The sequence below is a fragment of the Paenibacillus dendritiformis genome (assembly GCF_945605565.1).
In the GTDB taxonomy this organism is placed as follows: Bacteria; Bacillota; Bacilli; order Paenibacillales; family Paenibacillaceae; genus Paenibacillus_B; species Paenibacillus_B dendritiformis_A.
Window position 1 is genome coordinate 4,199,794 of record NZ_OX216966.1, and the last position, 26,003, is coordinate 4,225,796.

Here is a 26,003-nt window from a genome sequence, read left to right on the forward strand (position 1 = left end):
TTTTTCTCCATTTCGATATCAGACCAAAGTCTCACGCCCGCTCTACCGGGATTCAGCAACCGCATCGGGACGCACATAACGCGAGAGCAGCCCATGCTTCGGCGATCCGATAAAGCTAATCATGAATACAATGCCGGTGGCGAAGGCCATCGAACCGGAAATCGATGTGTCCAGCCATACCGCAACATAGTAGCCTCCGGCTGCGGAGAGAATGCCGCAGGCAGAGCTCAGCACGAGCATGACGGACAAGCGGTCGGTCCACAAGTATGCGGCCGCCGCCGGTGTAATCAGCATGGCTACGACCATAATCGCTCCGACCGCATCGAACGAGGCGACGGTCGTCACCGACACCAGCCCCATGAACAGATAGTGCATGAGCGCCACGGGGATTCCGATGCTCGCGGCCAGCGCCGGATCGAAGGTCGTAATTTTCCACTCTTTGTAGAATGCCAATATCGCAATCAGCACAACCAGCAGCACGATGCCGAGAATCAGCGTCGCTTCCGGTACGGACCCGAGCCCGGGCAGGTCGACCGTGTTCCACGGCACGAACGTAATCTCCCCCATCAGCGCGTGCTTCACATCCAGGTGGGCATTGCCGATCTGCGTCGCAATCAGGATGACGCCAATCGCGAACAGCGTCGTGAAGACGACGCCGATTGAGGCGTCCTGCTGCACGCCCCGGGAATGGAACCACTGCACCAGCACAGCGGTCAGCAGTCCGGCAATAATCGCGCCGATCAGCATATGAATGCCGCTTAGTTCCCGCGTAATGAGAAAAGCCGTTACGATGCCAAGCAGGACGGTATGACTGATGGCATCCGCCATCATCGCCATCCGGCGCAGAATCAGAAAGACGCCGACCAATCCGCAAGACATGCCGACCAAGGAGGCGGTCAATAATATCCACGCTGTATAGCTCATCTCAATTCCCCTCCTCGAGCACGCTGCCAAGCGGCTTCCCCGTCCAGGAGCCGGCCAGTTGCTTTTTCTGGGCGCGCAGCTGCAGGGATTTGACGAGCAGTCCTTTTTGGGCGCCGAATACGAGCGACACGAGGAAGAGCGAAGAGGACGCGACGACGATGAACGGTCCGGTCGGCCACCCCTTGCCGAGCGTGCTGATCACGGTTCCGAAGAAGCCGGAACCGCCGCCGAAGAGAGCCGACAGGATCATCATCCACTTGAAGGAATGCGTCCAGTAGCGCGCGCTGACCGAAGGAATGATGAGCAGCGCGGCCATCAGAATGACGCCGACGGCCTGGATGCCGATGACAATGACGAGCACGAGCACAGTCAAATAGACGGCATTCATCAGCCTGCCCGACAATCCCAAGCCTGCGGCAAAATTGGCGTCGAACAGGAACAGCTTCCATTCCTTGAAAGCAATGATGACGACGAGCATGACGAGCAGTGCGACGACGAGCATCGTGTACACGTCTTTGCGGACCATCGACGCGGCTTGACCGAAGATGAAGTTGTCCAGCCCGCTCTGGTTGCCGCCGCCGGTCCGATTGACGATGGTGAGGAGCATGATCCCGAATCCGAAAAATACGGACAGGATCATGCCCATCGCCGTATCCTCCTTCACGCGGCTGGAGGAGCGGATCCATTGAATCAGGCTGGCCCCCAGCAGCGCGCTGACGGCCGCTCCGGCGATCATCACCGGCAAATTTTTGCTACCCATGAGGGCGAAGCCGATGACGACTCCGGGCAGCGCCGCATGGGACAGCGCATCGCTCATCAGACTCTGCCGCTTCCAATAGGCAAGGCATCCGATCATCCCCGACGCCATGCCGAGAATCAGCGTGCTGAACAGGACCCACTGCGCATTCGGAGACAACAATGCGTCGAACATGCTTAAGCCTCCTTCATCCAGCGCAGCGCTCCGCCGTAGGCGCGGTGGACATTATCCCTGGTGAAGACCTTCCCGGTCTTGCCATGAGCGACAACTGTCCGGTTGAGCAGCAGAACATGGTCGAAATAGTCTTCTACCGTCTGCAGATCGTGATGCACGACCATTACGGTCTTCCCGGACAGCTTCAATTCCTTGAGCGTCGTCATAATCGCCGTCTCCGTCGCGGCGTCGACGCCGGCCAGCGGTTCATCCATGAAGTACAGATCCGCATCCTGGACCAGCGCCCGCGCGAGGAACACCCGCTGCTGCTGGCCGCCGGACAATTGACTGATTTGGCGTTCCGCATAATCGGCCATTCCCATCTTCGCCAACGATTCCATCGCCAGCTCCCGATGGCGGCGGCCCGGCCATCGGAGCCAGCCGATCCGTCCGTACAAGCCCATCAGCACCACATCCAGCGCATTGGTCGGGAAATCCCAGTCGACCGATCCGCGCTGCGGCACATAGCCCACTCGCGTCTTCATCTTCGCCAAGGTCGATCCGAAGAAGGAGACGGTGCCGGACAGCTTCGGGTGCAGCTCCAGCATCACCTTGAGCAGCGTCGACTTCCCTGCCCCGTTCGGGCCGACAATTCCGGTCAACGAGCCTTGCTTCACTTCAAAGGCGACATCGTGAAGCACTTGATTTTTGCGGTAAGATGCCGTTACGCCCTGCACGTTCAGAACGGACATATTACTCACCTCTCTCTGTCAATGCGTGATAGATCGTCTCCACATTGTGGCGGTACATTCCGAGATATGTACCTTCCGGCGTACCCGCATCGCCCATTGCGTCCGAGAAGAGCTCCCCGCCCAGCTTGACCTGAAGCCCCTTGCTCGCCACTCCTTCGATGACGGCTTTGATCGAGCTCTGGTTGATGCTGCTCTCGACAAACACCGCAGGAATCCGGTATTCCAGCAATATCGCAATCGTATCGTCGATATCGGAGATGCCGATCTCGTCCTCCGTGCTCAGCCCCTGGAGACCGACCACCTCCACGTCGTGCATGCGCCCGAAGTAGCCGAACGCGTCATGCGCCGTGACGAGGACGCGCTTCTCCTTCGGGATGAGCGCCAGCTTGCCCTTCGATTCCTCCTGAAGCGCATCCAACTGCTCGAAATACTTCGCCTTGTTCGCCTCGAAATAATCGGCATCGTCTGGCGAATACCGCTTCAACTCCTCGGTCGCCGCGCCGAGCGCCAGCTTCCACAGTTCGATATCGAACCAGACGTGCGGATCGATTGCCCCCGCATCGTCCTTCAACAAGCGTTCGGCTGGGATCGCTTCCGCCACGGCCCGTACAGGCCTCTTTTTGCCGATTTGCTCGAAGACCTCTCCCATATTGCCTTCCAGATTCAGGCCGCTGTACAGCACGATATCCCCGCTTTCCAGCTTCTGAATATCTCCCTGTGTGGCATTGTACAGATGCGGGTCTACCCCCGGGCCCATTAAGCTCTGCACGTTCACCCGGTCCCCGCCGATGACCGATACCGGCTCCGCGATTTGGGCGATGGTCGTAACGATATTGATTTTCCCTTCCCGTGCTGCTGCTGTCGGTTGCTCTGATCCGGAGCCGCATGCCGATACAATGATCGACAGCGCCAAGATCATGACGCTCATCAGCTTCCCTCGAATTTTGCCCTGCTTCACTTCCTATTCCTCCTCCATCATTTACATGCAGCACTGGTACCTATAGTATGCGTGCGGGCAAGAATATTCACCTAGTGCAACTTTAATGCTAAATATAAAATTAGTTTCCCAAGGTTTATTTGTCAAGAGCCCAATTTGCCAGAGTTGGAGCTGTTTTCGCTTTCTTATGCTGCTATCCATTTTTCTTCCCCATGAAAAATCCTTATCTTACAGGCACTTTTCCACATTACCAGCCGTTTATAACTTTCCTTTGTCCAACTTATTTTAGTGAAATTAATTATTTTTCCCGCTGCTTCACCCTCTCGCCCCACAACGACAAAAAGCCTTCATTCCCGTGAATGAAGGCCGCAATAGCAAACTGCCTATTTCGTTATAAAATATACGATGGTTACTACCAAAAACGGAATCGAACTTAGGAACACAATCCCCGACCATTGAGTACGGGCGCGCAGTTCTTCTGTTGAGCTAGAGTGGAAGTTGGCTCGCGACCGATCCCCGCTTACGAGCGTCCCGGATAGGATTGCCGCGAGAATCACCAGGATTCCCCCAGGCCACGCATTCGCTTCGGCCGCCAGTTCCCAGCCGCCCCTCGCATACGCAAGTGCAGTAATCAACAGACTTATAATACATGCCAATCCGAAATATTTCATTCCCGCATCGCTCCTCTCCCTTGATGCTGTCGCCCATCTGTCCCGGCAATATTCATCTTTTCTAGTTAATACGCAACGGAGCGGATTCGGTTCGACCTATATTTTTAGAGCAGTCACGGCTTGACGGCCTGATTGAAGCGATGAATGCCGAAGCTTTGGAAGGAGGAGCGAAGAATCGCGTCGCGCAGCGGATACAGATTCGGTGTCACGCGGAGCTCGATTCCCATTTCAAGCAGCCTGTCGACAAGTCTGTTCACAGGAGTTGCGGCTGCGGGAATGATCGTATGAGAGGAAATATAGTAACCCGCCGTTTCATCATAGAGCTCGAACAGGTCTTCCTCGAACGAATACCGGTATATCGTACAGTCCGTGACGCGGGCGTACCACCGGCTCTCTATCGTAATTATCGTAGTTGCCAGCGACTGACCGAAAAATCGTTCCCGGTCTTCCTCGTTCATATCCGGTGTGGCCCTGACGACAATCCGGGGACAATTCCTCGGAAAAAAATAAGTAAATTGATGCTCCTCATCAATCGCCCATACGACCGGAGGAAAACCTTCGCGATTCGGGTTCTCCCTCGGGACGAACCGCTTAATGTCCGATTCTTCACTGAAATGGTACAGCATGGCTTCCCTCCTCATTCTCTGCTGGTCAGTCTCAGTGCGCAGTCCAGTTGAGACCGTCTGCGCCGGAAGATGTCGCTGGCTTGGTCATACAAGGCAAAATCCATCCCGAACTTGTCTGTAATCCAATACTTCAGCTCATCCGGCCCCAGTTCTTGCTCGATCTTCCGATCCGGGAAATGCTGCTTCAGCGTGCCGTTCGTCAATGATGTCGGGATGTCTCCGATATAACCAAATATGAGCAGCTCCCGCAGCATCGGCGACGTGTTCCAATCATTCGAACGGTTGATGAACGGAACCATATCCTCCAGTTGGACTGGCTCGGGATTTAATGTTTTGGTCGGGCCCGGCTGCCGAACGATTGTAATTCCTTCCGCCGACGAGGTATAGTTGAAGGTCTCCCTGTCGTCCGCCGCAACGAACGACTGATGCAGCGGGTAGGCTTGAAACAAGGGGGCGGCATAACCGAGATCGACATAATACGGCTGATCCAGATCCACGCGCAAGCAGAGATGCCCCGGGTCCATATACAGATAATGCGCGCTATAGCCCAGCTGCCGCAGCAGCCAGTGGAAGCCGATGGCTATCGTCCAGCAGGTGCCGCCGTACCCATGCGTCACCATACGATCGACATAGACATCGATAGGAGGAATGAACTGCTTCCTCGCGGCGCCCGTCTCGTAATCTATGATCTTGGTCAAGTTCTCCCATCGCACCTTCCGCTGGAACCGATCGATCAGCTTGTTCAGCAGAGCCAAATCCGCCTCGCCCCGCGGCACCTCCACAAAAGCCAAAAAACGCTCAACCAGCGCTTCCGCTTCCATTGCATCTCCCCCTTCGATTTTTGTTCGTCCCTTCTCCTATACAATATCCCATTTTATCCCTTCTGACAAAAATGACTCTTCCATCCCGTTCGAGGGACAAAAGAGTCTGGATGCCACCTAGGTCATTCATACCGGATCGAGCCTATATACTCGAAGGTCAACCGTTCATTCGCGGCATGCCGCACTTGACCGTGATATGCGAAATTATACAGCAGAATAACCGTATTCCGCTCCTCCGCGAACGGTTCAGGGTGAAGCTGCCGTGTATGTATACGTCAAGTAACGCTCCAGCTCCTGTTCCGAGTCGCATCGGCCCACCCAGAGGGACACGATGCCGGGCTGCTCCCAAGCTTCCTCTTCGTTCATGCCCCTTCTCTTCCTTCCCTATCGAACCAGGGCGGAGTTCCCTATCCGCCCTGCTTCATCATAGCTCCACAAGTCGTCTCTGGTACTTCTGGATATCGCCCGCCCCCATGAAGACGAGCACCGAATCCTCATAGGAACCCAGTTGACCGATGGAGCTCTCGGACAGAAGCTGCGCATGCGGAATCCGATCACGCAGATTTTCAATCGACACGCTTCCGGCCCGCTCGCGCGCAGAGCCGAAAATCGGACAGAGGAACACATCGTCCGCGGCGATCAGCGATGCGGCAAAGTCATCGATCAACCGTTCCAGGCGGGTGAAGGTATGCGGCTGGAACACGCTGACGATGCGCCGATCCGGATATTTGCTGCGGGCCGCATCCAGCGTCGCCCGAATCTCGGATGGATGGTGAGCATAATCATCAATCACGATATTGCTCTTCCATCCCGTTTCCGTGAAGCGCCGCTTCACACCGCCAAAGGAAGAGACGCGCTGCCGGATCGCCGCCATATCCAGCCCGAGCACGAGCCCGACGCCGATGACAGCGAGCGTATTCAGCACATTATGGCGCCCATAGACCGGGATCGTGAACCGATCCAGCTTGGCCCCCTGCCAGATAACATCGAAGCTGACGCCTTCGGCATGCACGGAGATGGAATCAGCCCTCAATTCATTATGATCCCCGAACCCGTAATAGAGGATAGGCTTCGCGGACTGAAGCAAGCGCACCTGCTCGTCATCTCCGCAAGCGACGATCTGCTTGCCGACGGTAGCGGTCATCTGCTCGAAGGCATGTCTCACATCGTCTACCCCCCGGAAGTAATCCGGATGATCAAAATCAATATTCGTAATTATGGCGATATCCGGCTGATAGGCCAGGAAATGCCGCTTATATTCACAGCTCTCGAAGACGAAAAATCTGGCATCAGCCGTGCCGGATCCCGTCCCGTCTCCAATCAGACTGCAGGTCGGCCAGGAGGATCCGAGCGCATGCACCAGCATCCCCGTCGTCGTGGTCTTGCCATGCGATCCGGTGATCGCGATGCTCGTATAGTCCTTCATCCAAGCCGCCAGAAAATGATGGTACCGCTGGATGGTCATCCCCTGTCTCCGGCATTGCTCCAAGCTCGAATGCGCATCATCGAAAGCATTCGATGCAATTACGGTCATATCGTTCGCCAACGGCGCCTCACCGAAAGCGTATATTGGGATATTCCGTGCCTCCAAAGGGGTCTGTGTAAAAATCGCCTCCTCGACATCTTCCCCTTGAACCCGATGTCCGAGATCATGCAGCAATTGTGCTAACGCACTCATTCCGCTTCCTTTTATCCCAATAAAATGATAGCTGCCCATTGTGACCTCCCTGTAACCATTACACGATGTTGTACAGTATATGTATTTATCCAAAATATGCGCTTGCCTACGTGTGCGCATACAGACATTATACGTAATTGCGCTCCCGTTTCCAATGTATTCCCTTCATTTGCCATTCATATGCAAAAAAACACCGGCATAATGCCGGTGCTCGCGGTAGCTGATCTAACAATTATTTTTTATTCTTTTTTACTTGCGCCGAAATGATCGTTTCCGCGATGGCCATCATCTCTTCTTTGCTGACGGAGCCGCTTCCGAATGAATTGATCCGGAACTTGACGGTGCCGTCGCCGCTGTTCCATTCCAGACGATCGGCTCCGTTTTTCCTACCGTCATACGTCACATATACCGCTTCGGTCCCGCCGATTTCGAGCTTTTCCCGGCTTACTCCCTTCTCCGGCAATTGGGTAACCCCTTCATGAAGCTCTTCGTTATATTCCGCGATAATCGAGATATAGTTTTTTCCCTTTTCGTAGGTCAGTGCAGAGCGATTGGACGCATCCCAATTCAGCTCCTTGAAATAATAGATTTCTCCCTTTTCTGCCGCCTCCTTCTTCAGTTGTTTCTGAAGCTGCTTGTACTCCTTGCTGAACAATTGAGGATGTTGAGAATGAACCGTCCCGAACTTGAACCGGTAGCCGTCCGGCAGAGCGTCGGGTTCCGGGATAGCCGGGCCATTGTATTGGGCTTGCTTCCTCGTAAATTCTTTGTAGGTCTTTAGCTTATACACGCCTTCATAAAACAAGACCAGTCCGTCGGCAGGATCATAGAGTGCCAGCAATTGTTCCGACTTTTTGTTCTTCTTCATCCAATTGAGCGCTTCATCCACCGTTTCCCATTTGGCTTTCTTCACGGCAGGCGCTTCCATCTTGTTCGCTGCGGCCGACGCCGCTGCGGGAGCCGCGGCTGTCACTCCGGATGAGAGTGCTCCTAGCAGCATCAAACCTGAGATCGCGGCAGCAATGTTTTTCTTAGTTAACATTCCTTAATCTCCTTTCGGGCATTGCCCTTTCGAATTCGCTCATCAGTATAACCAATCTGGCTGCGCAAAAGGGACATTGACAAGAAAAAGGCCCGCGATTACGGCCTTCTTGAAGGGGAGGGATTATGGCTTGATGACGAGCGCTTCCAGCGCCTGCACGAATTCTTTTTTGGACAGCTTGCTCTCTTTATTCTCTATAAGCGTATAGGTGTACTTGCTCTTTTCGTCATACCAGAGCGCCATGTAGTTCAGGCGGGATTTCTTTGATTTGGATTCATCATGGAAAAGTATCTCTTGGCCGTTAAGCTCAATTATGTCGACTTTCGTTCCGTCAGTAGGGTAGGTTTGCACCTTCCCAGTACTTGATAATTTGCTGACATTAAGCCGCAACGAGCTTTGTCCGTCGCCATAGAGCACGCTGAGGGTTCCTTCTTCCCCAACAATCCAAGGCATCTTCTTCGTAAAAATTTTCTGATTGCCCTTTGCCTTTTTGGCTTCCTGTTCGAACTCTTCGGCCAGCTTCATCCGTTCCGCGAAGTTCTCGTGGACATCCTTGCCAAACATGAAATCGGGGTTCAGAATTCCTTCTTCAAAGACAAGGGTATCCGTCAGCCGCTCCGGAATAACCGGTCGCGTTTTCTTCTCCTCGGTTACGCGCGAGATATATTGGCCGTAATCTGTATATTTCAGCGGCTTATACGCAAATTTGGCTTTGCCCGACGTATCCAGCGTATTTATAACGTCATCGTCCATATAATAAGCGATAATTTCCCCGGGACGAAGCTGCTCCTTCAGTTTCTCTATTTGCGGCTCGTACTTCTCAAGCTGCCTTGACAGCTTGTTTTGATAGTATTGATATTTACGGTTCCTCTTTGCCTCGTCTTCGTACGACTTTGTTTGAATCAGCACTCTTCCTTTTTCATTAGTGATCTGAAAATATCGGGTTGCGGCAAAGCCGGTAAGTGAGGTCAATGCCACGATAATGCCCGTCACGATTATGAATGTCCTGCGGGTCATCCGGCGGGCTCCACTTCCCTTGGCATGGCTCTCCTTATGTATCCGGTAGACCCGTTCCATTACCTGCTCGCGCACATTGAAGGAAGAAGCGGCCGGATCCGGCTTCAGGCAACTGGCTATCTTCTTCTCATCTGCAAGGCCGCCGCGGCATTGACGCATGTCTCGCTCACCTCGCTTTTACCCATTACGCTCTTTAACTTCTGTCTGACCCTTCCAAATCTCTTTTTCACGGCTTCCTTGTTCTTATTCATGATGGCCCCAATCTCTTCGAACGACTTCTCCTCGAAGACGCGCAGCACGACCAGACTGCGCTCCTCGCCCGACAAGGAGAGCCAGGCCGATGCCAGCGGCTCGTCGAACAGTTCGTCCGTCATCGCCTGTTCTGCGCTCGGCGCCAGGTCATCCTGGCGGAAGAACCACATGATCTTGTGCTGAAGCTGGCGGCGCCGCAGCAGATTGAGACAGTGGTGATACGCGAGTTTATACAACCAGGAAGAGAAGCTGGCCAGCGGTTGGTACAGATGGATTTTCTCATACGCCTTGACCAGCACCTCCTGCACCGCATCCTCCGCTTCCTGCCGGTTCCCGAGCAAGCGGGTGCAATACCGGTAGAGCGGCTCCTGGAACCTCTCTACAATGCAGGCATACTCATGCACGTTCCCGGCCTGAACTTGAATGACCTTCTCTTCGATGCCGTCCACAAATTAGACCCTCCTCTCTACCTTGCTATAACACTTCAGCGAAGGAAAAAGGGACATATCCTGGCCAATTATTTTCCGGGCTTCATTCGGCGAGAGATTCACGCTGGAGAAAGCCGGACAGGAACCTCGGACCGCCGGCTTGACGGCACTCCCGATGGAACGCTAAGCGTATGCCGCGAGCTGCGCTTCGATGTAGCGCCAGGCGCTCTCCCTGTCCCGATGAACCCAATCGAACTTGTCGAGCGATTCGGTGCTGTGAATGCCGAGCAGCAGGGTTCTGACCGCTTCCTCGCAATGCGGTCCGACAATGACGGCCAGCGGAAAGGGCTCCTCCACATCCTTGGCGCTCCCGATATCCAGTACGATGTCCAGCATATCCCCCCACTCATAATGCAGCTCCGACCAGTCGAGAATGACGCCGCTCGGATCCCATGCCTCCATCGCGGCGACTCCCATCGCACTCATGAATCTCGCATCGCTGTTGCCGGAGGAGCCGAAGCCGTATTGGCCGGCATAAGCAATAAGCAGGATCTTATCATAGGTGCGGTTCGCCGCCGCTCCGATATAATACTTCACCTCAATGCCGCTCATGTCCGCAAGCTGCACTTCGCTAATTGGTAATGTCATGCTTCCTTCCTCCCGTCTGCTTTTTAGAATCCATTATCGCGGCTAGCGGGATGAGGGCCGCTCCCCCCTCATTCGCTTGTCCAATTGGCAGCCGCAATCGTATAAAAGCGAAGCCGGTGCAATTCATGGAATCCGGCTTTGCGATACAAACGCAGCGCCTGCTCGTTGTCTGCCCGAACGCACAGCGTAATATTTTCGATCCGAGGGTCTTCGAACAAATAACCCAGCCCCCGCTGGAGCAGCGCCTGCCCGATTCCTCTCCCCCGTGCCGAAGGGGCGACGGCAATGAACTCAATCCGGCCTTCGCCGAACTCCGGCTCCCGCTCCACGTAAATATAACCTTGCAGGCCATTCTCGTCTTCATACATAAAGACGCGATAATTTGCGTTCATTCGTTCCAATATGTCCGGGCCGCTCCGGTACGTTCCGGGAAATGCGGCCTCATGCAGGCGAAGGAATTCGCCTGAGCGGAGCGGTGACAGTTCCCGCACGGAGGGGGGCGCATGGCTGAGAGGGAGCGGCCGCTCTGCCTTGAGCACCACCTCCGTACTCTTCAACTCCGCCCCAAGCTGCAGCATCCATTGCTGGGCATTCCGGTTCATCTCATGATAAAAGCCGTAAAACGTATCTACCTGATACTCCAGTTCATTCTTCATTCGGTTCCATAGCTGCATCGCTCGCTGCTGCCATTCATCCTGCGGACAGCTCAGGAACGGCCCCCATATTTCCGCAGATCGGCCGCCCGCATCGATATCGAACCCAAGCGCTCCAATCAGCTCGCCTCGTTCCATCTGTACGGCGAATGATGCATCCAGAGCGGAGAATTCATGCTCCAGCGTATGCTCGATCTCATCCGCATCCTCCCCGCAATAACCGATATGATGCTTCGGATCCCGATTCAAGCCCGCGATGAACGAAGCAAGCGTGCGCTTGTCCGGGAACACGCGGGCGCATTCGGCCGCGGAAGAAACGATCGCTGCTTCATCGCCGGTCTGACGCACCTGATCCCATACCATCGCAATCTCGGTATGCCTGTCTTCTCCAATCTGTATCTCTTTCGTATGCCGCGCCCTGCCGCCCATCTTCTCGTAAAAGGCAATGGCCGGATTCCCTTCCAGCACCCATAAATGCAGCGAGGTTCGCCCCCTCGCTCTCATCTCGGCCGCCATCCGCCCGAACAGATTTCGGCCCAAGCCTCTGCCCTGGACATCCGCCAATAAATAGAAGGCGTAGATTTCATAGTCATAACCCCACTCCGGCTCCCGGCTGCTGCCGGCATGAAGGAAGCCGACGATCCCCTGCTCCTCCGTCTCGGCGACGATAAGCGTCTGATCGGGGGGCAATTGCGTCAATATGCTGTCCCATATCTTCCTGCGGCGCTCTACGCGCAGGGATTGGAGATATTTTTCCGACACCAAGCCCGAGTATGTAGTCAGCCAGCTAGCCACATGAACCCCAGCGATGGCTGCCGCATCGTCTGCGGAAGCGGTTCTTATCCTCATCGCGCAACGAACCTCCTTATCGTGGAATGCACTGCTGATCCGGCAGCAGAATCATTCCTCCATTTTATTTAACGTAATTAATAATTATGATCATTAATGATTTTTCTGCCGCAGTTCAGGCACGCTTCAATCTTGTCGATCGGCTTGACGCGTTGCTCCGGTTCTCAGCACCCCAAGCGAAATCAAGCCCTGGCAATATCCTCAAGCCGGGGTGTAAATTCGCCGTGCCTCCCCGGCACGCGCATCATAGTGTAATGATAAAGGAGGGGAGCACCAATGGAAGCTTATTATAATTGCTTATATTGCATGAACAAAAAAGTCCGCATTCTAACCGTGGACCGCAAAGAATATGTCGGAACGATTGTGAATGTGGATAGAGAGAATGTCTATTTGCGTCCTGAGACGAGAGGCGGCAAAGTCAAGACTTCCGGATTCTACCCCTACTCTTACAGCAACGATATCATCACACTCAGCTTATTCGTCCTGCTTGCCATCGCATTGCTGTAACGCGACAAGGCCCGGCATGCTGCCGGGCCAGTTGCTTGCCCTATGAAGAAGCTCTGCGTGAACAGGCATGGATGCGCTTCCGACGCTAGAACTTAACCGCCATGATGATATAAGACTTCGGTATGCCCTTATCGAAAACATCGCAAGAGAGGTTCGGAAGTTCCTCCAACGACTTCACGTAAAGCCCTTCCGCCGCGATCGAGGTCACGATTTCGCCCAATGTCCAGTTCCGCAGCCGCACCTTGCGGGTTGTATCCGGGACAGCGCCCCTATCCAGATATTTGGTATAGGCGACTTCTTTTTCAATCAGCGACGTATCGAAGTAATCTCCCGTCACTTTATGCTTACGTATATTCGCGGTCGTTCCTCTGGATTATATCAGCTTCGTCGATACGGGATGGAAATCCTGCAGAATCAGCCAGCCTCCCCGGGCCAACAGGCAGGAGACCACTCCGAACAGAGGACGCAGATCCTGGAAATAATGCAGAATCCCCTGTTCCATCAGCACGATATCGTATGATTGCGTCAGCTCACAAGCGGGCAGATGCAGCACGTCGGCGACGATATATTGAATGCGGACGCCCGCTTCCGCAGCCAGCTCCTTCGCATAGCGCTCGTTGTCTGTTGAGAAATCGACGATCGTGACCTCCGCCCCCAGCAAGGCAAGGGCCACCGCTTTGCTGCCGTTTGAACCGAGAAGATTGATGATCCTCTTCTGTCGAATATCTCCTGCATGTTTATATAATTCTCCGATCCGCTTCGCCGGGTCTTTTTTGATCCGGGCCGCCGCTTCTTCCGGCTTACCGAAGCGATTCAGCCATGCTTGATAGGCATGGGCATTCCATGATGCTTGATTGCCTTGTGTCGTCTCCATTCGACATCCTCCATCCTAGTCCGTTCGATGTTATGCGATTGTGGAGACAGAATTGAACAATGGAATCACCTCGGCCTTCGGATTGGATAACGGTACGGTAACGTATTATAGGATATCTGCATGAATGGAGAGTTGCTTGGTTATTCCCTGCCTATCGATTGATTAGATACCTCGCCGCCTCCCATATTTCAGCGGCGATATAATCGGGTTCGATATCCGGCCATCTGTGCTTGAATTCGGTCAGCGACCCCTCGCCCCAGCCGGTTCGAACCAAAATTTTGAGCGCTCCGGCCCTATGGGCCGCGATCATGTCTGTGTCGCCGACATCGCCGATGACGGCACATCTCGCCAGATCGAGTCCGTGCTCTGCGGCGGCTTGAAGCAGCATGCCGATGCCCGGCTTCCTGCAGGCGCAGCCCGCCTCGGAGCTATGCGGGCAAATATAGGCTTGATCGAAGCCGTACGTCCGGAATTGCTCTTCGAATTCCTCGATCGCGGCTTCTCCTCTTGCAATCCGGTGCTGGTTCGTAAACGCGAAGATTCGCAGCCCGGACCCTTTTAATAATGCGATCGCTTCTAATGCGCGCGGGTACAGCGTAAAGTCTCTCGGATGAATAAAGTGGCCCGTGCCTCCCAAGGTGCCGTCCCGATCGATAAATACGGCCTGCATTTCGCCCATGTTACACACTCCTTCGCAAGAGGATAAGGTACTCGGAGCCGGAACATGCGAACTTCCGCGCAAGACGGGAGCGCTGCGCAGCCCGCCCTAAATGGACGTCTTGGGGCTGGAGACGTTAGAATACAGAATCGATACGGCGATCTCGCAGATTTCATCGGTGTTGTTTTTGTAAATATGTCCGGTCTCCGCCGAGAACGAGATGGCATCGCCCTTGCTTAACGTGCTCGTCTCCGGCCCGATCTCGATCGTCAGCGTGCCCTCAAATACGGTGATCGACTCGATCACCCCCAGACCGTGCGGCTCCGATTGATAGGAGCAGCCCGGAAGCAGCCGGGCCCGGAACGTCTCCAGCGAGACGCCAGGCGCCGCATACGTGTTGTACGCCTCGAAGCGCTTGTTGTCTTCTCGGAACTGGGGCTGTTCCTCCGCCCGCACCACTTTCAGGGACGGATTCTCGAATATGAACGCCGTGAGCGGCACCTGTAAGCCGGAAGCAATCTTCCACAGCGTAGCGACCGTCGGGTTCGAGCTGCCGCGCTCAATCTGGCCAAGCATTGGCTTGCTTACGCCCGTTAGCTCCGCCAGATCATCCAGCGTCAGGTTCAACTGCTGCCGATAGTGACGAAGACGCTTGCCGATCCGATCTGAGATTAAATCTTTTTCCATAGCTTCCTCCCAAGATGCAGAGATGTTCAAAATTCAAACACTTTCACAATAACATGACAAAAATTAGACAGAAAAGTAGTTGATTCCGCCTGCCGGTATGTTATATTATATCTCGGGACTTACGATAACATATTAGAGGAGCATACCGGAATGTCGGGCTATGTATCATCCACAATACCAAAGACTATACCACTGCGAAAAGGGTTTACGAAAGCCGTTTTCGATGTATTTCCGCTTGCGGTGAGCGTGTTCACGTATGGTCTTGCGTTCGGCGCGCTGGCCAACAACGCCAATCATTTCACATGGTTGGAGACGATTGCGATGTCCTTTTTTGTCGTGTCTGGCGCGGGGCAATTCACGATCCTGTCCTTACTCCAGCAGGATGCGGCCCTGTGGACGATTGCGCTCAGCACGTTTCTAATCAATGCCCGTTATATCATTTATACCTTGTCCGTGGGCCGCGAGCTTGAATCATGCCGCCGGGGACAGCCGCTCTGGCTGTGCCACATCATTACGGACGAGAGCTACAGCGTGTCCATGATGGAGGCGCAGCGCGGCAAGCTCAGTGTCGGCTACGTCGCAGGCGCTGGCTGCACCGTATTCCTGTCATGGGTTCTGAGCTCGGCTGTCGGGTACCAGATCGGTGGATTCATCCAGGATCCTGCCCGGTTCGGCCTGGACTTCGCCTTCACGGCAGCCTTCCTCGGCCTGCTTGTCGTCATGCTCAAGCGACGCAGCCACGCCGCGGCAGCCGGACTCGCGATTGCCGCCTCCGTGCTGGCCTATCCTTGGTTCGGCACGTCCGGAGCGGTGTTCGCCGGAGCGGCGGCCGCATTTGCCGTAGGAGTGTATGCCAAATGATCTCGCTGCCGATCCTTATCGTCATCTGCGTTGCCGCCGCAGCGACCTACCTGACGCGGTATCCGAGCATGGCGCTCGCCCGGTACATCAAGATGTCGCCCGGCATCGAACGCGGCTTCCGCTATGTGCCGATCGGTGTATTCGCCGCGCTCGTCGCTCCAGCCATCTTCTATCACCCGACCGTCGACGGCCAGATCGAATGGATGTATTATGTAGCGGTCGTCGTGACCAGCCTGACCGCCTGGCTTAGCAAAAGCCCGCTCTGGGCCATGGTCGCCGGCGTGCTCGTCATTGCGCTGCTGCGGCTCATATAGTTCAGCGGCCGCGTTCCGATTCAAGCGCATTCCAGCAGGAATGCGCTTGTAGCTGTTCCTACGATTGCAGATCCTGTCGGGCGAAGCGGTACAGCCCCTCGCCTTCCGATTGCACAGGCTCTTCGTTCATGAAATGCACGCCTGTGCCGTCATCCAGCCCGTACCCAATGGATGCCCCGGTCCGCAGAACCGCTGCCTTCAGGTTCTCCTCCTCATTCCATTGCGTGTAATGGACGCTGATTACCGCATTGCGAAGCAAGCCCAATCCTTGAAGGAACAGATTCGTATTGCTGGCGTTATCGATCGCCGGGATGACGCAATCGGCCGGGCTGATCAAGGCGCCGGCGGAAAAGCCCGCCACCGGGACGCCCTTGCCGTACATGTCCTGGATAACGCTCCCCAGCACCGTACCGACGATATGACTCCGGTACCGCTCCGTATCCCCGCCGCAGATGACGATTCCGTTGCAGCCGAGCAACTGCTCGATCGCCGTGCGCGAAGGTTGGGGAGTTAGCGCCAAATACATAAATTCGGTCAATCCGGTCCGTTCGATCACCTCTGTGTAGAGAGGCATATACTCTCGCCATCCGTCTCTCTCGATGAATAATATCGCTGTCTTGCCCTTCCTGGCTGAAGCGATTGCCGCGAACTTCCTTCCCAGCTCTTCCCCGAACGGCGGTCCTCCGCCAAATAGAAACAGATGACGATCCTTCATTCCAACTACTCCTTTCTTGTCCGCGAGATGATTACGATATTATGGCTCCTTCCGCTCAACCTTGATTTTCAACAGCAAAATGGCGGCATCCGTGTCCATCGCCTGCCGAATCTCTTCCTCATTCGTTGTATCCATTGTCGGGATCAAATGGGAATCGATGAGTCTGTATATGGCTAATAACCGGGTCTCGCCGGACTGCAGCCGCACCGGTTCGTCACCTATCGTGTACTCCCGCATCGTTGCCGTGACCGTGTTCGCCTGGCCCTCCAGCAATTCGACGGTGATATTGCCGGTACGCACGCTGGGCGCATAGAGGAACAGGCAGCTGCGCTCCGTCTCCCCTTCCTTCGCATCGATCATGGCGAAGCCCATTGGCCCTTGTTCCCGTTCCCCGGGAAAGGCGCCGAAGGATAACTCGGCCAGCGGCTGCTGTCCGGTCAGAAGCGGCTGCCCTCTACGGTATCCTTCCACCCATAGCGTCACCCAGCTTCGATCGGCCTGCGGCAGATTAAGATCGAAGTTGAAGAGATGACCGAGACGAAGCTCCTCAAATGTGCGGGTATAGGCGATATCCTCCTCCTTCTTCACCTCCGCGATGATGCCGCTTCCCATTTCCGGCTGCGTTGAACGGCAGCTCAGGAACAGCACTGAGAAGGCTAGCATCGTAATGAATAGCTTGACTGTCCTGCCCATATGTCCCTCCTTCCCCCTTGTTTGCAACCGCTGTCTTTCTTTACCATATCAGAAAAAAGAGCCTATTAGAAGGCTCTCTTTCAACATCCATATCGCTGGCCGGGGCAGACCGGCGGACGTTCCATCCGGCCTGATTGCATATTTCCATGACCGCCTTCACGACGGCGTCAGGCTGATAAATAGGGATGGAATGCCCGCGGTAAGCGCTGCGCCCCGATATACAGCTTCATCAGGCGGGGAATGCCCAATGGGGATAACAAGTATCCCCATCGGGTCATCGGCTCGAGGCGGAGAGCCCGCAGCAGCTCCCTCAGATCATCCACATATTTATTCTCGTCGCCTGAGTCTGCCCCTGCGCGCTCCAGCCCAATCCGGCGGGGTTATAGCGTAATAATCATATGGATATCATGAGGTTCTTTCTCGAACAGCTCGGGATCTTTATCCTGAGTCAGCTTGCTGCCGCAGGATTGATAGAACTGGACTGCAGATTCGGTCTCCGTCGAGGAAAGATATAAATATTTCGCTCCGCGGCGCTTCGCCTCCTCCGACAGCAGCTGAATAATCCGGGTTCCGATGCCTTGCCGGCGGTATGCTCTGGATACATACATCAGATCGACCTGAATCCGATCATTGTCGGGACCTCTTAATCGATGGGCCAGTACACCGAATCCGGCCAGCTTGTCCCCGTCAAAAGCGCCAATCGCCAAACCGCCATGCTTCAGCTCATACTGGAATCTCTCTTCCAGCTCCTTCAATTCAGCCTGATTCCATGTCGGGCATTCATGGCCCGCCGACTGTTCTACGATCGAATCCCCTTGATTGACGTAAATCAAATTTATCTGCTCGGAACGGTCAATCTCTTTAATTTTGCGGTATTCCTCGAGCTCCATCTCTCTGATGCTAATCATGATTTGCATCCTCCCTTGTTTTTCTCTCTTCTCTTCATGAACATGATCCTTCCTCTTGTTCACTGCAGAATGCAAACCAACTCCTCTACGAAATAATGGCGGCACGTAATCTACACCATGACGCCGCTTATAATAAACAGGACGAGCAAGCCCCGCTCGTTCCTATAGATTCCAGCATGATTGGCTTATATTGGATCAGACTTCTTTATCTTACCACGGCCCCTGCCAAGTTAACAGCACCAAAAAGATTTGCCAAAACCAAATTTATGTGATAAGTTGGGAGTAATTTCAAGAATGGAGGGTTACGTGTGGTAGATAACAACCGAGTTTTTTCTTTTTGCATCTAATCGGATAATGCAAAGACTCTGCCTGCGGCAGAGGACTCGGGATTGGTCTGCCATTTTCAAGGTAACCCAAATCGTAATCTTATACAGGATGAACAGAAGCGTTGATCGGACAGGTGAGCCTTAAGCTCCCTGCCGTTAGCATTCCATGCGCATCCGATGATTAGGCCCGATCTAACCGGCAAGGAGGCATTGCTTCCTTACGGTTTGTTCCCTTGTCCTCTTCCGAACAGTCACACAGGCAGATGTCATGCCTGTGTTTTTTTGCGTTCTGTGAGCCATGGAATGGCCCGCCATCATCAGGGAAGGAGGATTACGTGTGGTAGATCAGTACATCTGAGTTCGAACTTTGCGCACATGAAGATTTTTGCCAAAGGCTCTGCCGGCGTGCAGAGGACTCAGGACTGGTCTGCCCATTTTTCGAGGTACGCTTCCACATTGCGAAGCCTTCCGATCCGCTTATCCGGATGGATTCATCCCGGATCGGGCGATCATGCGGCATGCCCATTTGTCGGCAGGGCGTCTCATCCCTTGCCCATCTCAAGCAGAGTTCTCTTCGATTGCACGCATACGGCAGCAGCCGATCGATTCATTTTTTGCGGGTAACGGAGGGACATCGATGAATAGAAATAGACAAGACAAGCGGCATGCCGGCAGACGAAGTACAGGACCTGATCCCAATTACAGCGGGAAGCACCTGCTCCTGAACGAGCGGATCGTTCACGAAATGATGGATAAGGCCAAAATTCGCCGAGCGGACACCGTGGTCGATCTCGGAGCCGGAACCGGCGCGTTCACCTTCGTCTTGGCCGAGAAGGCCGGCAATGTGATCGCCATTGAGAACGATCCGGAATTTGCAGACGTGCTGCGGCGCAAGTCGAAGGGGCGTACGAATATTACGATCGTGGAAAGGGATATCCGGAAGGCGTATCTGCCGAAGCAGCCCTTTTGCGTTGTGGCCAACATCCCGTTTTCCATTACGACGCCAATTCTCAACATGCTGATGGATTCGCCTGCGGCCTCCTTCCAGCGAGCGGCGCTCATCCTTGATTACGGCGCGGCCAAGGGCTTGACCGCCCGGCTCATTCGCCGCCCTCGCCTGCTGACGTGGCGAATGGGGTTCGATATCGAGCTGGTTAAGGTGATCCCGAAGCATCACTTCGCTCCTCCGCCGAGCGTGGATACCGCGATGGTCCTTATTCGGCGGAAACCGCAGCCTCTCGTCGCGCCCAAGCACAGCCATACGTTCGCGGCATTGGCCGAGTACGCGCTGAAGCGCCCCGATCTTCCGTTGAGTGCGGCCTTGCAAGGAATATTCACGCCGCCGCAGATGAAGCATCTGGTCAGATGCCTCGGCGTAAGCCGGGATATCCCGGCCTGCGCGCTGAATGAGCGCCAATGGGGCATCGTGTTCCAGACGATGCTGGAACGGGTCGAAGCGTACCGCTGGCCCCGGCGGCAGCGTAAAAATAGCCCGCGGAGCGAATAATCAAGGAGCGGCAGCCTGGAATGGAATCGTTCCAAGCTGCCGTTTGACCGCTTGTTATATTGTTATACCGTCAGCCTCAAGCCGATGATGGTGCCGACGATGCCGGCGATACATACGAGGCGCAGCAGAGTCGCACGCTGAATGCCCCTGCTTTTCCGCACTTATGATAAAAGGCTGGCCAACGACGCTTCATTGATATTTTCGGTAATGACCCGCCGTATCTTCCCTTCTGTTACATAGGCTATGGCCGGAACGGTATCGATCCCCAATCTGGCCGCAAGTCCAGGCGATTTGTAGACATCGACCTTGGTCACTCTGAACTCCGTTGAATGCGCCTGCTCGAATGCCTCCATCACCGGCAGTAGCTCCCGGCACGCCGCATCCGTCGCGTTCCACAGGTAGACAACTGAAGGCTTGCCATGATTCAGAATCTGATTCTCATACACTTCACATTCCGATATATATTTCTCGGCCCCATACCCCGCTATCGCTCCGTCGCCGACGGCCGTCGCCACCTGCTTCAGGAATTTGTCGCATACGTCGCCCGCAGCGAAGACGCCAGGCACGTTCGTCTCCATTCTGTCGTTGATGCGGATATAGCCGTTCCGGTTCATGTCGATCATGCCGGTGAAAATCTCCGTGTTCGGCACATAGCCGATGAACAGGAAGCAGGAATCGACCAGAACCTTGTGCAGCTCATTCGTCTTCACGTTCCTCAGCACGACGGTATCCAGCCGCTCCTCGCCTTCGAAGGAATGAACGACCGTGTTCCAGATGAACTCCATTTTCGGGTTTTCGAGCGCCTCGGTTTTGGCGATTTCGTTGCAGTCCATTTTGCCGTGCTCATGCATGACCGATACGATGACCCGATCCGCGAACTTGGTCAGGAACATGCCCTCCTCAATGGCTGCATCGCCGCTTCCGACCACCATGACCGTTTTGCCCGTATTCGAGGCGGCGTCGCAGGTCGCGCAGAAGGAAATGCCTTTGTCATACAAATATTTGTCCTCATTCTGGGCTCCGGTCAGCCTTGGCTTGCCGCCGCTGGCAATAATGATCGCTTTGCATTCGTACCGGATTCGGAACGTCTCGACGATTTTGACATCGCCGTCGACGGATACCGATTTGACGTCGGTCATTTTAAAATCAACGCCGAACTTCTTCGCCTGCTTGTGGAACAACCCCATCAGCTCTGTCCCGGTCGCGCCTTCCGGGAAGCCTGGGTAGTTCTCTATCTCATTCGTGTAGGTGGCGAGACCGCCTACAAGCGATTTCTCCAGAATAAGCGTCTTCAAGCGCGCGCGTCCGCAGTAGATTCCCGCAGTCAAGCCCGCGGCCCCTCCCCCAATAATGACAACGTCATATTGTTCCGTTTTCTTCTCCATCGTCTTCGCTCCTCCTGTATTTCGCGATAATCGTTTATGAAAAGAGGCTGACTCTCGTCAGCCCTCTTTCGCCTACATAAAATATTTGGCCAATAGCTTGCTGCCTACAAAGGCTCCGGCGAACAAGAACAGCCAGAAAATCCAGCCGGACAGCGACAGCGAAGAAATGGAGGTGAACAACGCGCCGATATTGCACCCGTTCGCCAATCTCGCGCCATAGCCCATTAGCAGACCGCCTAATGCCGCAGCCACAATTTGCTTTTTGGATTTGATTTTCTTCAATTTGAATTCCGATGCGAACAGCGTAGCCAGCAGCGCACCCAAAATAATGCCAAGATTGCGTATCGAGCCGCCATCGTTCATGAATCCGCCGGTTAATGTTTTCTGCGCCTTTTCCGAGCTGAAATAAGCCCAATCGTCAACATTGCCGCCCACGAGCTGATACAGCCATGCTCCCCAGTCCGCAAACGCGCTCGTGACGCCCCATCCTTTGGAGAAAACGGCTAAATGGGCGATGGCGAAAATCGCGAGCAGCACAGCTCCGGTCACATACGTAAACGGTTCTTTCAGCAGACGTTTGTAAAAGCGGTTCGATGTGATTTTCAACCAAAATGCGTTCACCGCTTACACCCCATCCTTTCTTCCTCACCAAAGGCTACTTGGTCTTCTCGATTACGATTTCCCATTCCCCGTCTTCGATCTCTTCGATTTCCACGTTATGCCCTTGCTTTCTCGCCCACTCCGGAACATTCTTCATCGCGCAGCTATGGTCGATCGAGACAATCAGGACATCACCGACATTCAGTTCAGCCATTTTTTTCTCCGTTCTCATTAGAGGTACCGGACAAGCTTCTCCCATGCAATCAAGTGTAAATTCAGCCATCTTGATAACCACCTTTATCTCATTATTTTTATGAAAAGAAAAACTTTGTGAACAAAAGAACTTAATGCCGCATTATTCGGCGCTGCCCATCTTCTTCTCCTGCCATTTGACCGAAGCGATATAGAGCAGCAATATAATGAGGAACTGGACGATCAAGGCGCCAAGCCATCCGAATACATCCGGCAGGAACACCGATGGCGCATCTTTGATGACGTGGGCCCGCCACCAGCCCATATCATGTGCTCCCCAGAGAGAGCCGAGTACGAAGAAAAACAGTGAAATCATTTGCATCGTGAAGCCTTCCCCTACGCGCATAAGCGTTCCCGAGGCGCAGCCGCCGGCGATGACCATTCCGATGCCGAACAGCACAGCGCCGATGACGAGGGCGAAGCTGATCTGTCCCACATTGTCCATGCCGGGAATCGGATTCCCTTGCATGAAGGCCGAATATTTGATGGCCGTGAATCCAATCGTGGCCAAGGAGCAGGCAATAAGTACCGCTCTCGTAACCGACGTGCTTCCCGTAATGCACGGGTCCCTCATCGAAGCGGTGAAGCAGAATCGCGATCTTTGCAAAATGACGCCAAACGAAAGACCGAACAGCAGATAGACGACCATGTTGTCATTGTACTGATTCAAGTAGAATCCGAAGGCAATGACGAGAGCGGTTGCGATTAAAGCAAATGGCAATTGGCTCTTCTTTGGCTTTCTAGGTGCCCGGATTCGGGTCGATTTCGTCGCGGGACTCGGAGTTTGTCCCATCTTGCAGCACCTCCAGCAATAAGATGTTTTTTAACTTTGTGAAAATATTAACATACTTATACGTGCCGTGGTTATATGCTTTGTTTATACTGTATAAGTTTTGCTAATGGCAGGAGAGATAAACAGAAGAGGCTTCAACAAGTTCTAAGCGGGTAAACAGGAGGAGTCACGCATGAATGTGGAAACGCTTAAATTGTTCCTGGACATCGCGGCGCTCAAGAGTATCTCAAAGGCGGCGCATAAATCTCACATTACGCAATCGGCGCTTAGCCAGCAGGTCAAATCATGGGAAACGTTGTTGGGGGCCGAGCTTCTTCAACGAAGCAACAAGGGTGCCCAGCTCACCGAAGCGGGACAGATCGCGCAGAAATACGCGGTTCAAATTTGCAAGCTGTACGATGATATGCTGATGGAAATGAAGCATCTGGAGCACGGTCCGCACCAGTTGTCCATTTACGCCATTCCGGAAGTGTGCAATTATGCCCTTCCCTGCACACTGTATGAAATGAAGAAGCATTTTCCCGAGTTTTTGATCACCTTGAATGAAGGCTTTACATCGGAGATTGAGAAGCATATTTTGCTTGAGGAAGGCAACATCGGATTTATTTCAGGGCCTTCGACCAATCCCGAATTGAGTTCCTGCAAAGTATTCTCGGACAAGGTCATGCTCGTCACCAGCAGCAGCGCCCTGCGTCCCGATACCATAGCATTAAGCGAGCTCCCGCGGTTCCCGCTGATCTGGTCTGCCCAGCTGTCCTGCGTGCAGCGGGCCTTGAATGCGATGGAGGGCAAGCCGCTCTTGAACATTCTCTATAATCTGGATTCGATCGAAGCCGTCAAGCTTGCCGCCGTCAAAGGACACGGGGCCGCCTTTCTCCCCTACATGTCCATCAAAAAAGAGCTGTACAGCAAACAGCTCCGCATCATCCATATCGATAATTTTCAAGTCTACAACGAGATTCACATGATTAAAAAACAACACCGGCGCTGCGATAAGGAGACCCGGCAATTAATTCGCTATATCGAGAAGAGACTGGTCGATACGGTTTGTTGAGGGGTTGGTTGCACCTGGAAGAAAAAGACGCTTCCGTCCCCGCTTGTTTTGCGGTTTTGGAAGCGTCTTCGTTCATTAATCAGCTCCGTCTAGGCCTCGATTGCTTCGGGAGCGCTTTGCGTTGGCTATAGACCTAATGCATTGGCAACGACGGTGACTGCTTCTGCTCTGTTGGCGTTCTCTTGCGGGTTAATCTTGTTGTTGTAACCGCTCATAATGCCTTGAGCAACTGCCGTTTCAACAGATTCCACAGCCCACTTGGATACTTTATTCTGGTCTTTCAATTTTGCATTCGGTTTTTCATGTTTCAAATCGAACGCTTTGACAACCATTGCGGCCATTTGTTCTCTTGTAATCGGATCGTTAGGTCCGAAGGTGGTTGAATCATAGCCATTCACAATGCCATGCGCGCTCGCAATGGCAATGTTATCTTTCGCCCAGTGTTTCTCCGTATCCTTGAATACTTTGCCGTCGGTACCCTTCAGATCGAGCGCTTTGACGAGAATCGTGGCGAATTCAGCTCTCGTGATTTTATTTTTTGGCTTAAACGTGTTGTCTTGATATCCGGTAATTGCTCCTCTTTGAACCAATGCGAGAATGTTCTTCTCTGCCCAATGTCCATTAATGTCCTTCAGCAGGATTTGCGGAGTTTTTGGTTCTTCTGTCTTTGTTTCTTTGGCTTTGGCCAATACCGCAAACTTCGCGAATTGGTCGACATCCCCGCTTACCGTCTTATCGGACGCGTTGATGGCAATGTTCTCCAGTGAGATCCATTCCTTTTTATCTGCGTCCAACCGGTATACCGCCAGCTCGTATTTATCCGGATGGAACTTGGAGATGTCGAATGGCAGCGCGATCGTCATGTTTTTCGCAAGTTTCTCTTTCGGGCTGACCGTGATGTCGAACACCTCGCTCGCCAATTGCAGATGAGCCGGAATATTCAGTCCGGAAGTGCCGCTGACTTTTTCCACTTTGAGCTGCAGCGATTTTGCCGCCGCGCCCGCAGGGATATCGAACTTGACTCCGTTCAATGTAAAGGAAGCGCTGTTTGCATTGATCGTTCGAGTATTGGATGGCGTTGTCGATGAAGACGAAGAAGTGCCGCCTCCTCCACCCCCTCCTCCGCCACCGCCGCCAGAGCCGCCGCTTCCTGGGGTTCCGCCTGGCGTGCCGCCGTTATCCTCTTTGGCCGTTACGTTAAATGTTCGGGAGGCCGTGTCCGAGCCTTGGCCTGCTACTGCCGTATAATCCCCAAGATCAGCGTCGGAAGGAAGATGGAAGGTGACCACAAATGCTCCTTCTGCACCGATGTCCGCCACATCTACATAGAGAATCGTCTTGTTCGGACGAAGGACTTTAACGCTCACTTCTTTTAAAGTTGATTTTCCCTTCAGTTCGACCGCTTCCCCGGGCTTTTTATTCGCTATCTGCTCCAATGTGATAGCATCAGCAGCAAATGCGGACAACGGGAAAATGGTCAAGAGCACGGCCACAATCGTTATGTTTCTCAGGAATCCTTTAATCACGAACTGCTTACCTCGCTTTCAAGTATAATCGAATCCGGAACGCTCCGGATTCGATTATGAGCATGATATCAACTTAAAGAGTTCTTATTTTAAAATGACAGCCTTCGCCAACGAGGTTGGGGCTTTCCCCGGATC

The 26,003-nt window shown here is 53.8% G+C and carries 31 protein-coding genes; 5 read left to right on the forward strand and 26 right to left on the reverse strand.

Translation table 11 applies throughout. The annotated features are described in order from the left end of the window. Positions 1-42: 42 nt before the first annotated feature. From NNL35_RS18680 to NNL35_RS18740, 13 genes are all read right to left on the reverse strand, one after another. Positions 43-924, reverse strand: a complete 882-nt coding sequence (locus NNL35_RS18680) for a metal ABC transporter permease (protein ID WP_006675877.1) — start codon at positions 922-924, stop codon at positions 43-45. Position 925: 1 nt separating this feature from the next. Continuing rightward, positions 926-1,855, reverse strand: coding sequence for a metal ABC transporter permease (locus tag NNL35_RS18685; RefSeq protein ID WP_006675876.1), 930 nt, complete (start codon positions 1,853-1,855; stop codon positions 926-928). Between the two features lie 2 nt (positions 1,856-1,857). Beyond that, entirely contained in the window at positions 1,858-2,586 is a 729-nt protein-coding gene (locus tag NNL35_RS18690) for a metal ABC transporter ATP-binding protein (protein ID WP_006675875.1), read from the reverse strand. Position 2,587: 1 nt separating this feature from the next. Continuing rightward, the gene (locus NNL35_RS18695) at positions 2,588-3,514 is read right to left on the reverse strand and encodes a metal ABC transporter solute-binding protein, Zn/Mn family (protein ID WP_050979379.1); all 927 of its coding nucleotides are present in this window, start codon (positions 3,512-3,514) and stop codon (positions 2,588-2,590) included. Positions 3,515-3,906: 392 nt separating this feature from the next. Further along, the gene (locus NNL35_RS30710) at positions 3,907-4,194 is read right to left on the reverse strand and encodes a DUF5316 family protein (protein WP_006675873.1); all 288 of its coding nucleotides are present in this window, start codon (positions 4,192-4,194) and stop codon (positions 3,907-3,909) included. 113 nt (positions 4,195-4,307) lie between these two features. After that, positions 4,308-4,820, reverse strand: a complete 513-nt coding sequence (locus NNL35_RS18700) for a DUF6886 family protein (protein WP_006675872.1) — start codon at positions 4,818-4,820, stop codon at positions 4,308-4,310. 11 nt (positions 4,821-4,831) lie between these two features. Beyond that, positions 4,832-5,641, reverse strand: coding sequence for an arylamine N-acetyltransferase (locus NNL35_RS18705; RefSeq protein ID WP_006675871.1), 810 nt, complete (start codon positions 5,639-5,641; stop codon positions 4,832-4,834). Positions 5,642-6,065: 424 nt separating this feature from the next. Continuing rightward, positions 6,066-7,358, reverse strand: a complete 1,293-nt coding sequence (gene murC, locus NNL35_RS18715; RefSeq protein WP_006675869.1) for a UDP-N-acetylmuramate--L-alanine ligase — start codon at positions 7,356-7,358, stop codon at positions 6,066-6,068. 193 nt (positions 7,359-7,551) lie between these two features. Further along, a complete protein-coding gene (locus tag NNL35_RS18720; protein WP_254553644.1) occupies positions 7,552-8,361 on the reverse strand; it encodes a DUF4367 domain-containing protein in 810 nt (269 codons plus the stop codon). A 123-nt stretch (positions 8,362-8,484) separates the two neighbouring features. Further along, on the reverse strand, positions 8,485-9,537 hold the full coding sequence (locus NNL35_RS18725) for a hypothetical protein (protein ID WP_254553645.1): 1,053 nt from the start codon (positions 9,535-9,537) through the stop codon (positions 8,485-8,487). Beyond that, entirely contained in the window at positions 9,495-10,079 is a 585-nt protein-coding gene (locus tag NNL35_RS18730; RefSeq protein ID WP_006675866.1) for an RNA polymerase sigma factor, read from the reverse strand. Before NNL35_RS18730 ends, NNL35_RS18725 begins: the two co-directional genes overlap by 43 nt. A gap of 162 nt (positions 10,080-10,241) precedes the next feature. Continuing rightward, entirely contained in the window at positions 10,242-10,706 is a 465-nt protein-coding gene (locus NNL35_RS18735; RefSeq protein WP_006675865.1) for a hypothetical protein, read from the reverse strand. 68 nt (positions 10,707-10,774) lie between these two features. Further along, a complete protein-coding gene (locus NNL35_RS18740; RefSeq protein ID WP_006675864.1) occupies positions 10,775-12,208 on the reverse strand; it encodes a GNAT family N-acetyltransferase in 1,434 nt (477 codons plus the stop codon). 276 nt (positions 12,209-12,484) lie between these two features. On the opposite strand from NNL35_RS18740, the gene NNL35_RS18745 reads away from it, so the two are divergent. Further along, positions 12,485-12,715 carry a hypothetical protein gene (locus NNL35_RS18745; RefSeq protein WP_006675863.1) on the forward strand — a complete coding sequence of 77 codons (231 nt, stop codon included), beginning with the start codon at positions 12,485-12,487 and terminating at the stop codon, positions 12,713-12,715. 85 nt (positions 12,716-12,800) lie between these two features. On the opposite strand, the gene NNL35_RS30715 is transcribed toward NNL35_RS18745, so the two are convergent. The 4 genes from NNL35_RS30715 to NNL35_RS18760 all read right to left on the reverse strand — a co-directional run bounded on the left by NNL35_RS30715 (position 12,801) and on the right by NNL35_RS18760 (position 14,934). Beyond that, complete coding sequence (locus tag NNL35_RS30715; RefSeq protein WP_420798523.1) at positions 12,801-13,052, reverse strand: hypothetical protein; 252 nt, start codon at positions 13,050-13,052, stop codon at positions 12,801-12,803. Between the two features lie 36 nt (positions 13,053-13,088). Next, positions 13,089-13,589, reverse strand: coding sequence for a class I SAM-dependent methyltransferase (locus tag NNL35_RS30720; protein WP_420798522.1), 501 nt, complete (start codon positions 13,587-13,589; stop codon positions 13,089-13,091). Positions 13,590-13,740: 151 nt separating this feature from the next. Beyond that, entirely contained in the window at positions 13,741-14,268 is a 528-nt protein-coding gene (locus NNL35_RS18755) for an HAD-IIIA family hydrolase (protein WP_006675862.1), read from the reverse strand. A gap of 87 nt (positions 14,269-14,355) precedes the next feature. Then, positions 14,356-14,934, reverse strand: coding sequence for a helix-turn-helix domain-containing protein (locus NNL35_RS18760; protein WP_006675861.1), 579 nt, complete (start codon positions 14,932-14,934; stop codon positions 14,356-14,358). Positions 14,935-15,174: 240 nt separating this feature from the next. Here NNL35_RS18760 and NNL35_RS18765 point away from each other — a divergent pair, with 240 nt between their 5' ends. Together NNL35_RS18765 and NNL35_RS18770 are read left to right on the forward strand one after the other, a co-directional pair. After that, entirely contained in the window at positions 15,175-15,795 is a 621-nt protein-coding gene (locus NNL35_RS18765; protein WP_254553646.1) for an AzlC family ABC transporter permease, read from the forward strand. After that, positions 15,792-16,109 carry an AzlD domain-containing protein gene (locus NNL35_RS18770; protein WP_006675859.1) on the forward strand — a complete coding sequence of 106 codons (318 nt, stop codon included), beginning with the start codon at positions 15,792-15,794 and terminating at the stop codon, positions 16,107-16,109. The genes NNL35_RS18765 and NNL35_RS18770 overlap by 4 nt, the downstream gene beginning before the upstream one ends. 58 nt (positions 16,110-16,167) lie before the next feature. Here the strand turns inward: NNL35_RS18770 and NNL35_RS18775 are convergent, their stop codons facing one another. From NNL35_RS18775 to NNL35_RS18790, 4 genes are all read right to left on the reverse strand, one after another. Beyond that, positions 16,168-16,824, reverse strand: a complete 657-nt coding sequence (locus tag NNL35_RS18775) for a Type 1 glutamine amidotransferase-like domain-containing protein (RefSeq protein ID WP_006675858.1) — start codon at positions 16,822-16,824, stop codon at positions 16,168-16,170. 39 nt (positions 16,825-16,863) lie between these two features. Further along, entirely contained in the window at positions 16,864-17,517 is a 654-nt protein-coding gene (locus tag NNL35_RS18780) for a hypothetical protein (protein WP_006675857.1), read from the reverse strand. A 167-nt stretch (positions 17,518-17,684) separates the two neighbouring features. Then, positions 17,685-17,840, reverse strand: coding sequence for a hypothetical protein (locus NNL35_RS18785; protein ID WP_158000431.1), 156 nt, complete (start codon positions 17,838-17,840; stop codon positions 17,685-17,687). Between the two features lie 57 nt (positions 17,841-17,897). Beyond that, entirely contained in the window at positions 17,898-18,425 is a 528-nt protein-coding gene (locus tag NNL35_RS18790; protein WP_006675856.1) for a GNAT family N-acetyltransferase, read from the reverse strand. A gap of 963 nt (positions 18,426-19,388) precedes the next feature. Between NNL35_RS18790 and NNL35_RS18795 the strand changes: the two genes are divergently transcribed. After that, complete coding sequence (locus NNL35_RS18795) at positions 19,389-20,258, forward strand: 23S rRNA (adenine(2058)-N(6))-methyltransferase Erm(C) (protein WP_006675855.1); 870 nt, start codon at positions 19,389-19,391, stop codon at positions 20,256-20,258. 161 nt (positions 20,259-20,419) lie between these two features. Here NNL35_RS18795 and NNL35_RS18800 read toward each other — a convergent pair whose 3' ends face one another. From NNL35_RS18800 to NNL35_RS18815, 4 genes are all read right to left on the reverse strand, one after another. Further along, the gene (locus NNL35_RS18800) at positions 20,420-21,643 is read right to left on the reverse strand and encodes an FAD-dependent oxidoreductase (protein WP_006675854.1); all 1,224 of its coding nucleotides are present in this window, start codon (positions 21,641-21,643) and stop codon (positions 20,420-20,422) included. 72 nt (positions 21,644-21,715) lie between these two features. Next, entirely contained in the window at positions 21,716-22,264 is a 549-nt protein-coding gene (locus NNL35_RS18805; RefSeq protein WP_006675853.1) for a YeeE/YedE thiosulfate transporter family protein, read from the reverse strand. A gap of 34 nt (positions 22,265-22,298) precedes the next feature. Continuing rightward, the gene (locus NNL35_RS18810) at positions 22,299-22,526 is read right to left on the reverse strand and encodes a sulfurtransferase TusA family protein (RefSeq protein ID WP_006675852.1); all 228 of its coding nucleotides are present in this window, start codon (positions 22,524-22,526) and stop codon (positions 22,299-22,301) included. Positions 22,527-22,598: 72 nt separating this feature from the next. Then, positions 22,599-23,288 (reverse strand): YeeE/YedE thiosulfate transporter family protein, encoded by a 690-nt coding sequence (locus tag NNL35_RS18815; RefSeq protein ID WP_050979377.1) that lies wholly within the window; start codon positions 23,286-23,288, stop codon positions 22,599-22,601. 172 nt (positions 23,289-23,460) lie between these two features. On the opposite strand from NNL35_RS18815, the gene NNL35_RS18820 reads away from it, so the two are divergent. Continuing rightward, a complete protein-coding gene (locus NNL35_RS18820; protein ID WP_006675850.1) occupies positions 23,461-24,342 on the forward strand; it encodes a LysR family transcriptional regulator in 882 nt (293 codons plus the stop codon). A 125-nt stretch (positions 24,343-24,467) separates the two neighbouring features. On the opposite strand, the gene NNL35_RS18825 is transcribed toward NNL35_RS18820, so the two are convergent. Further along, entirely contained in the window at positions 24,468-25,868 is a 1,401-nt protein-coding gene (locus NNL35_RS18825) for an S-layer homology domain-containing protein (RefSeq protein WP_006675848.1), read from the reverse strand. Between the last annotated feature and the right edge of the window lie 135 nt (positions 25,869-26,003).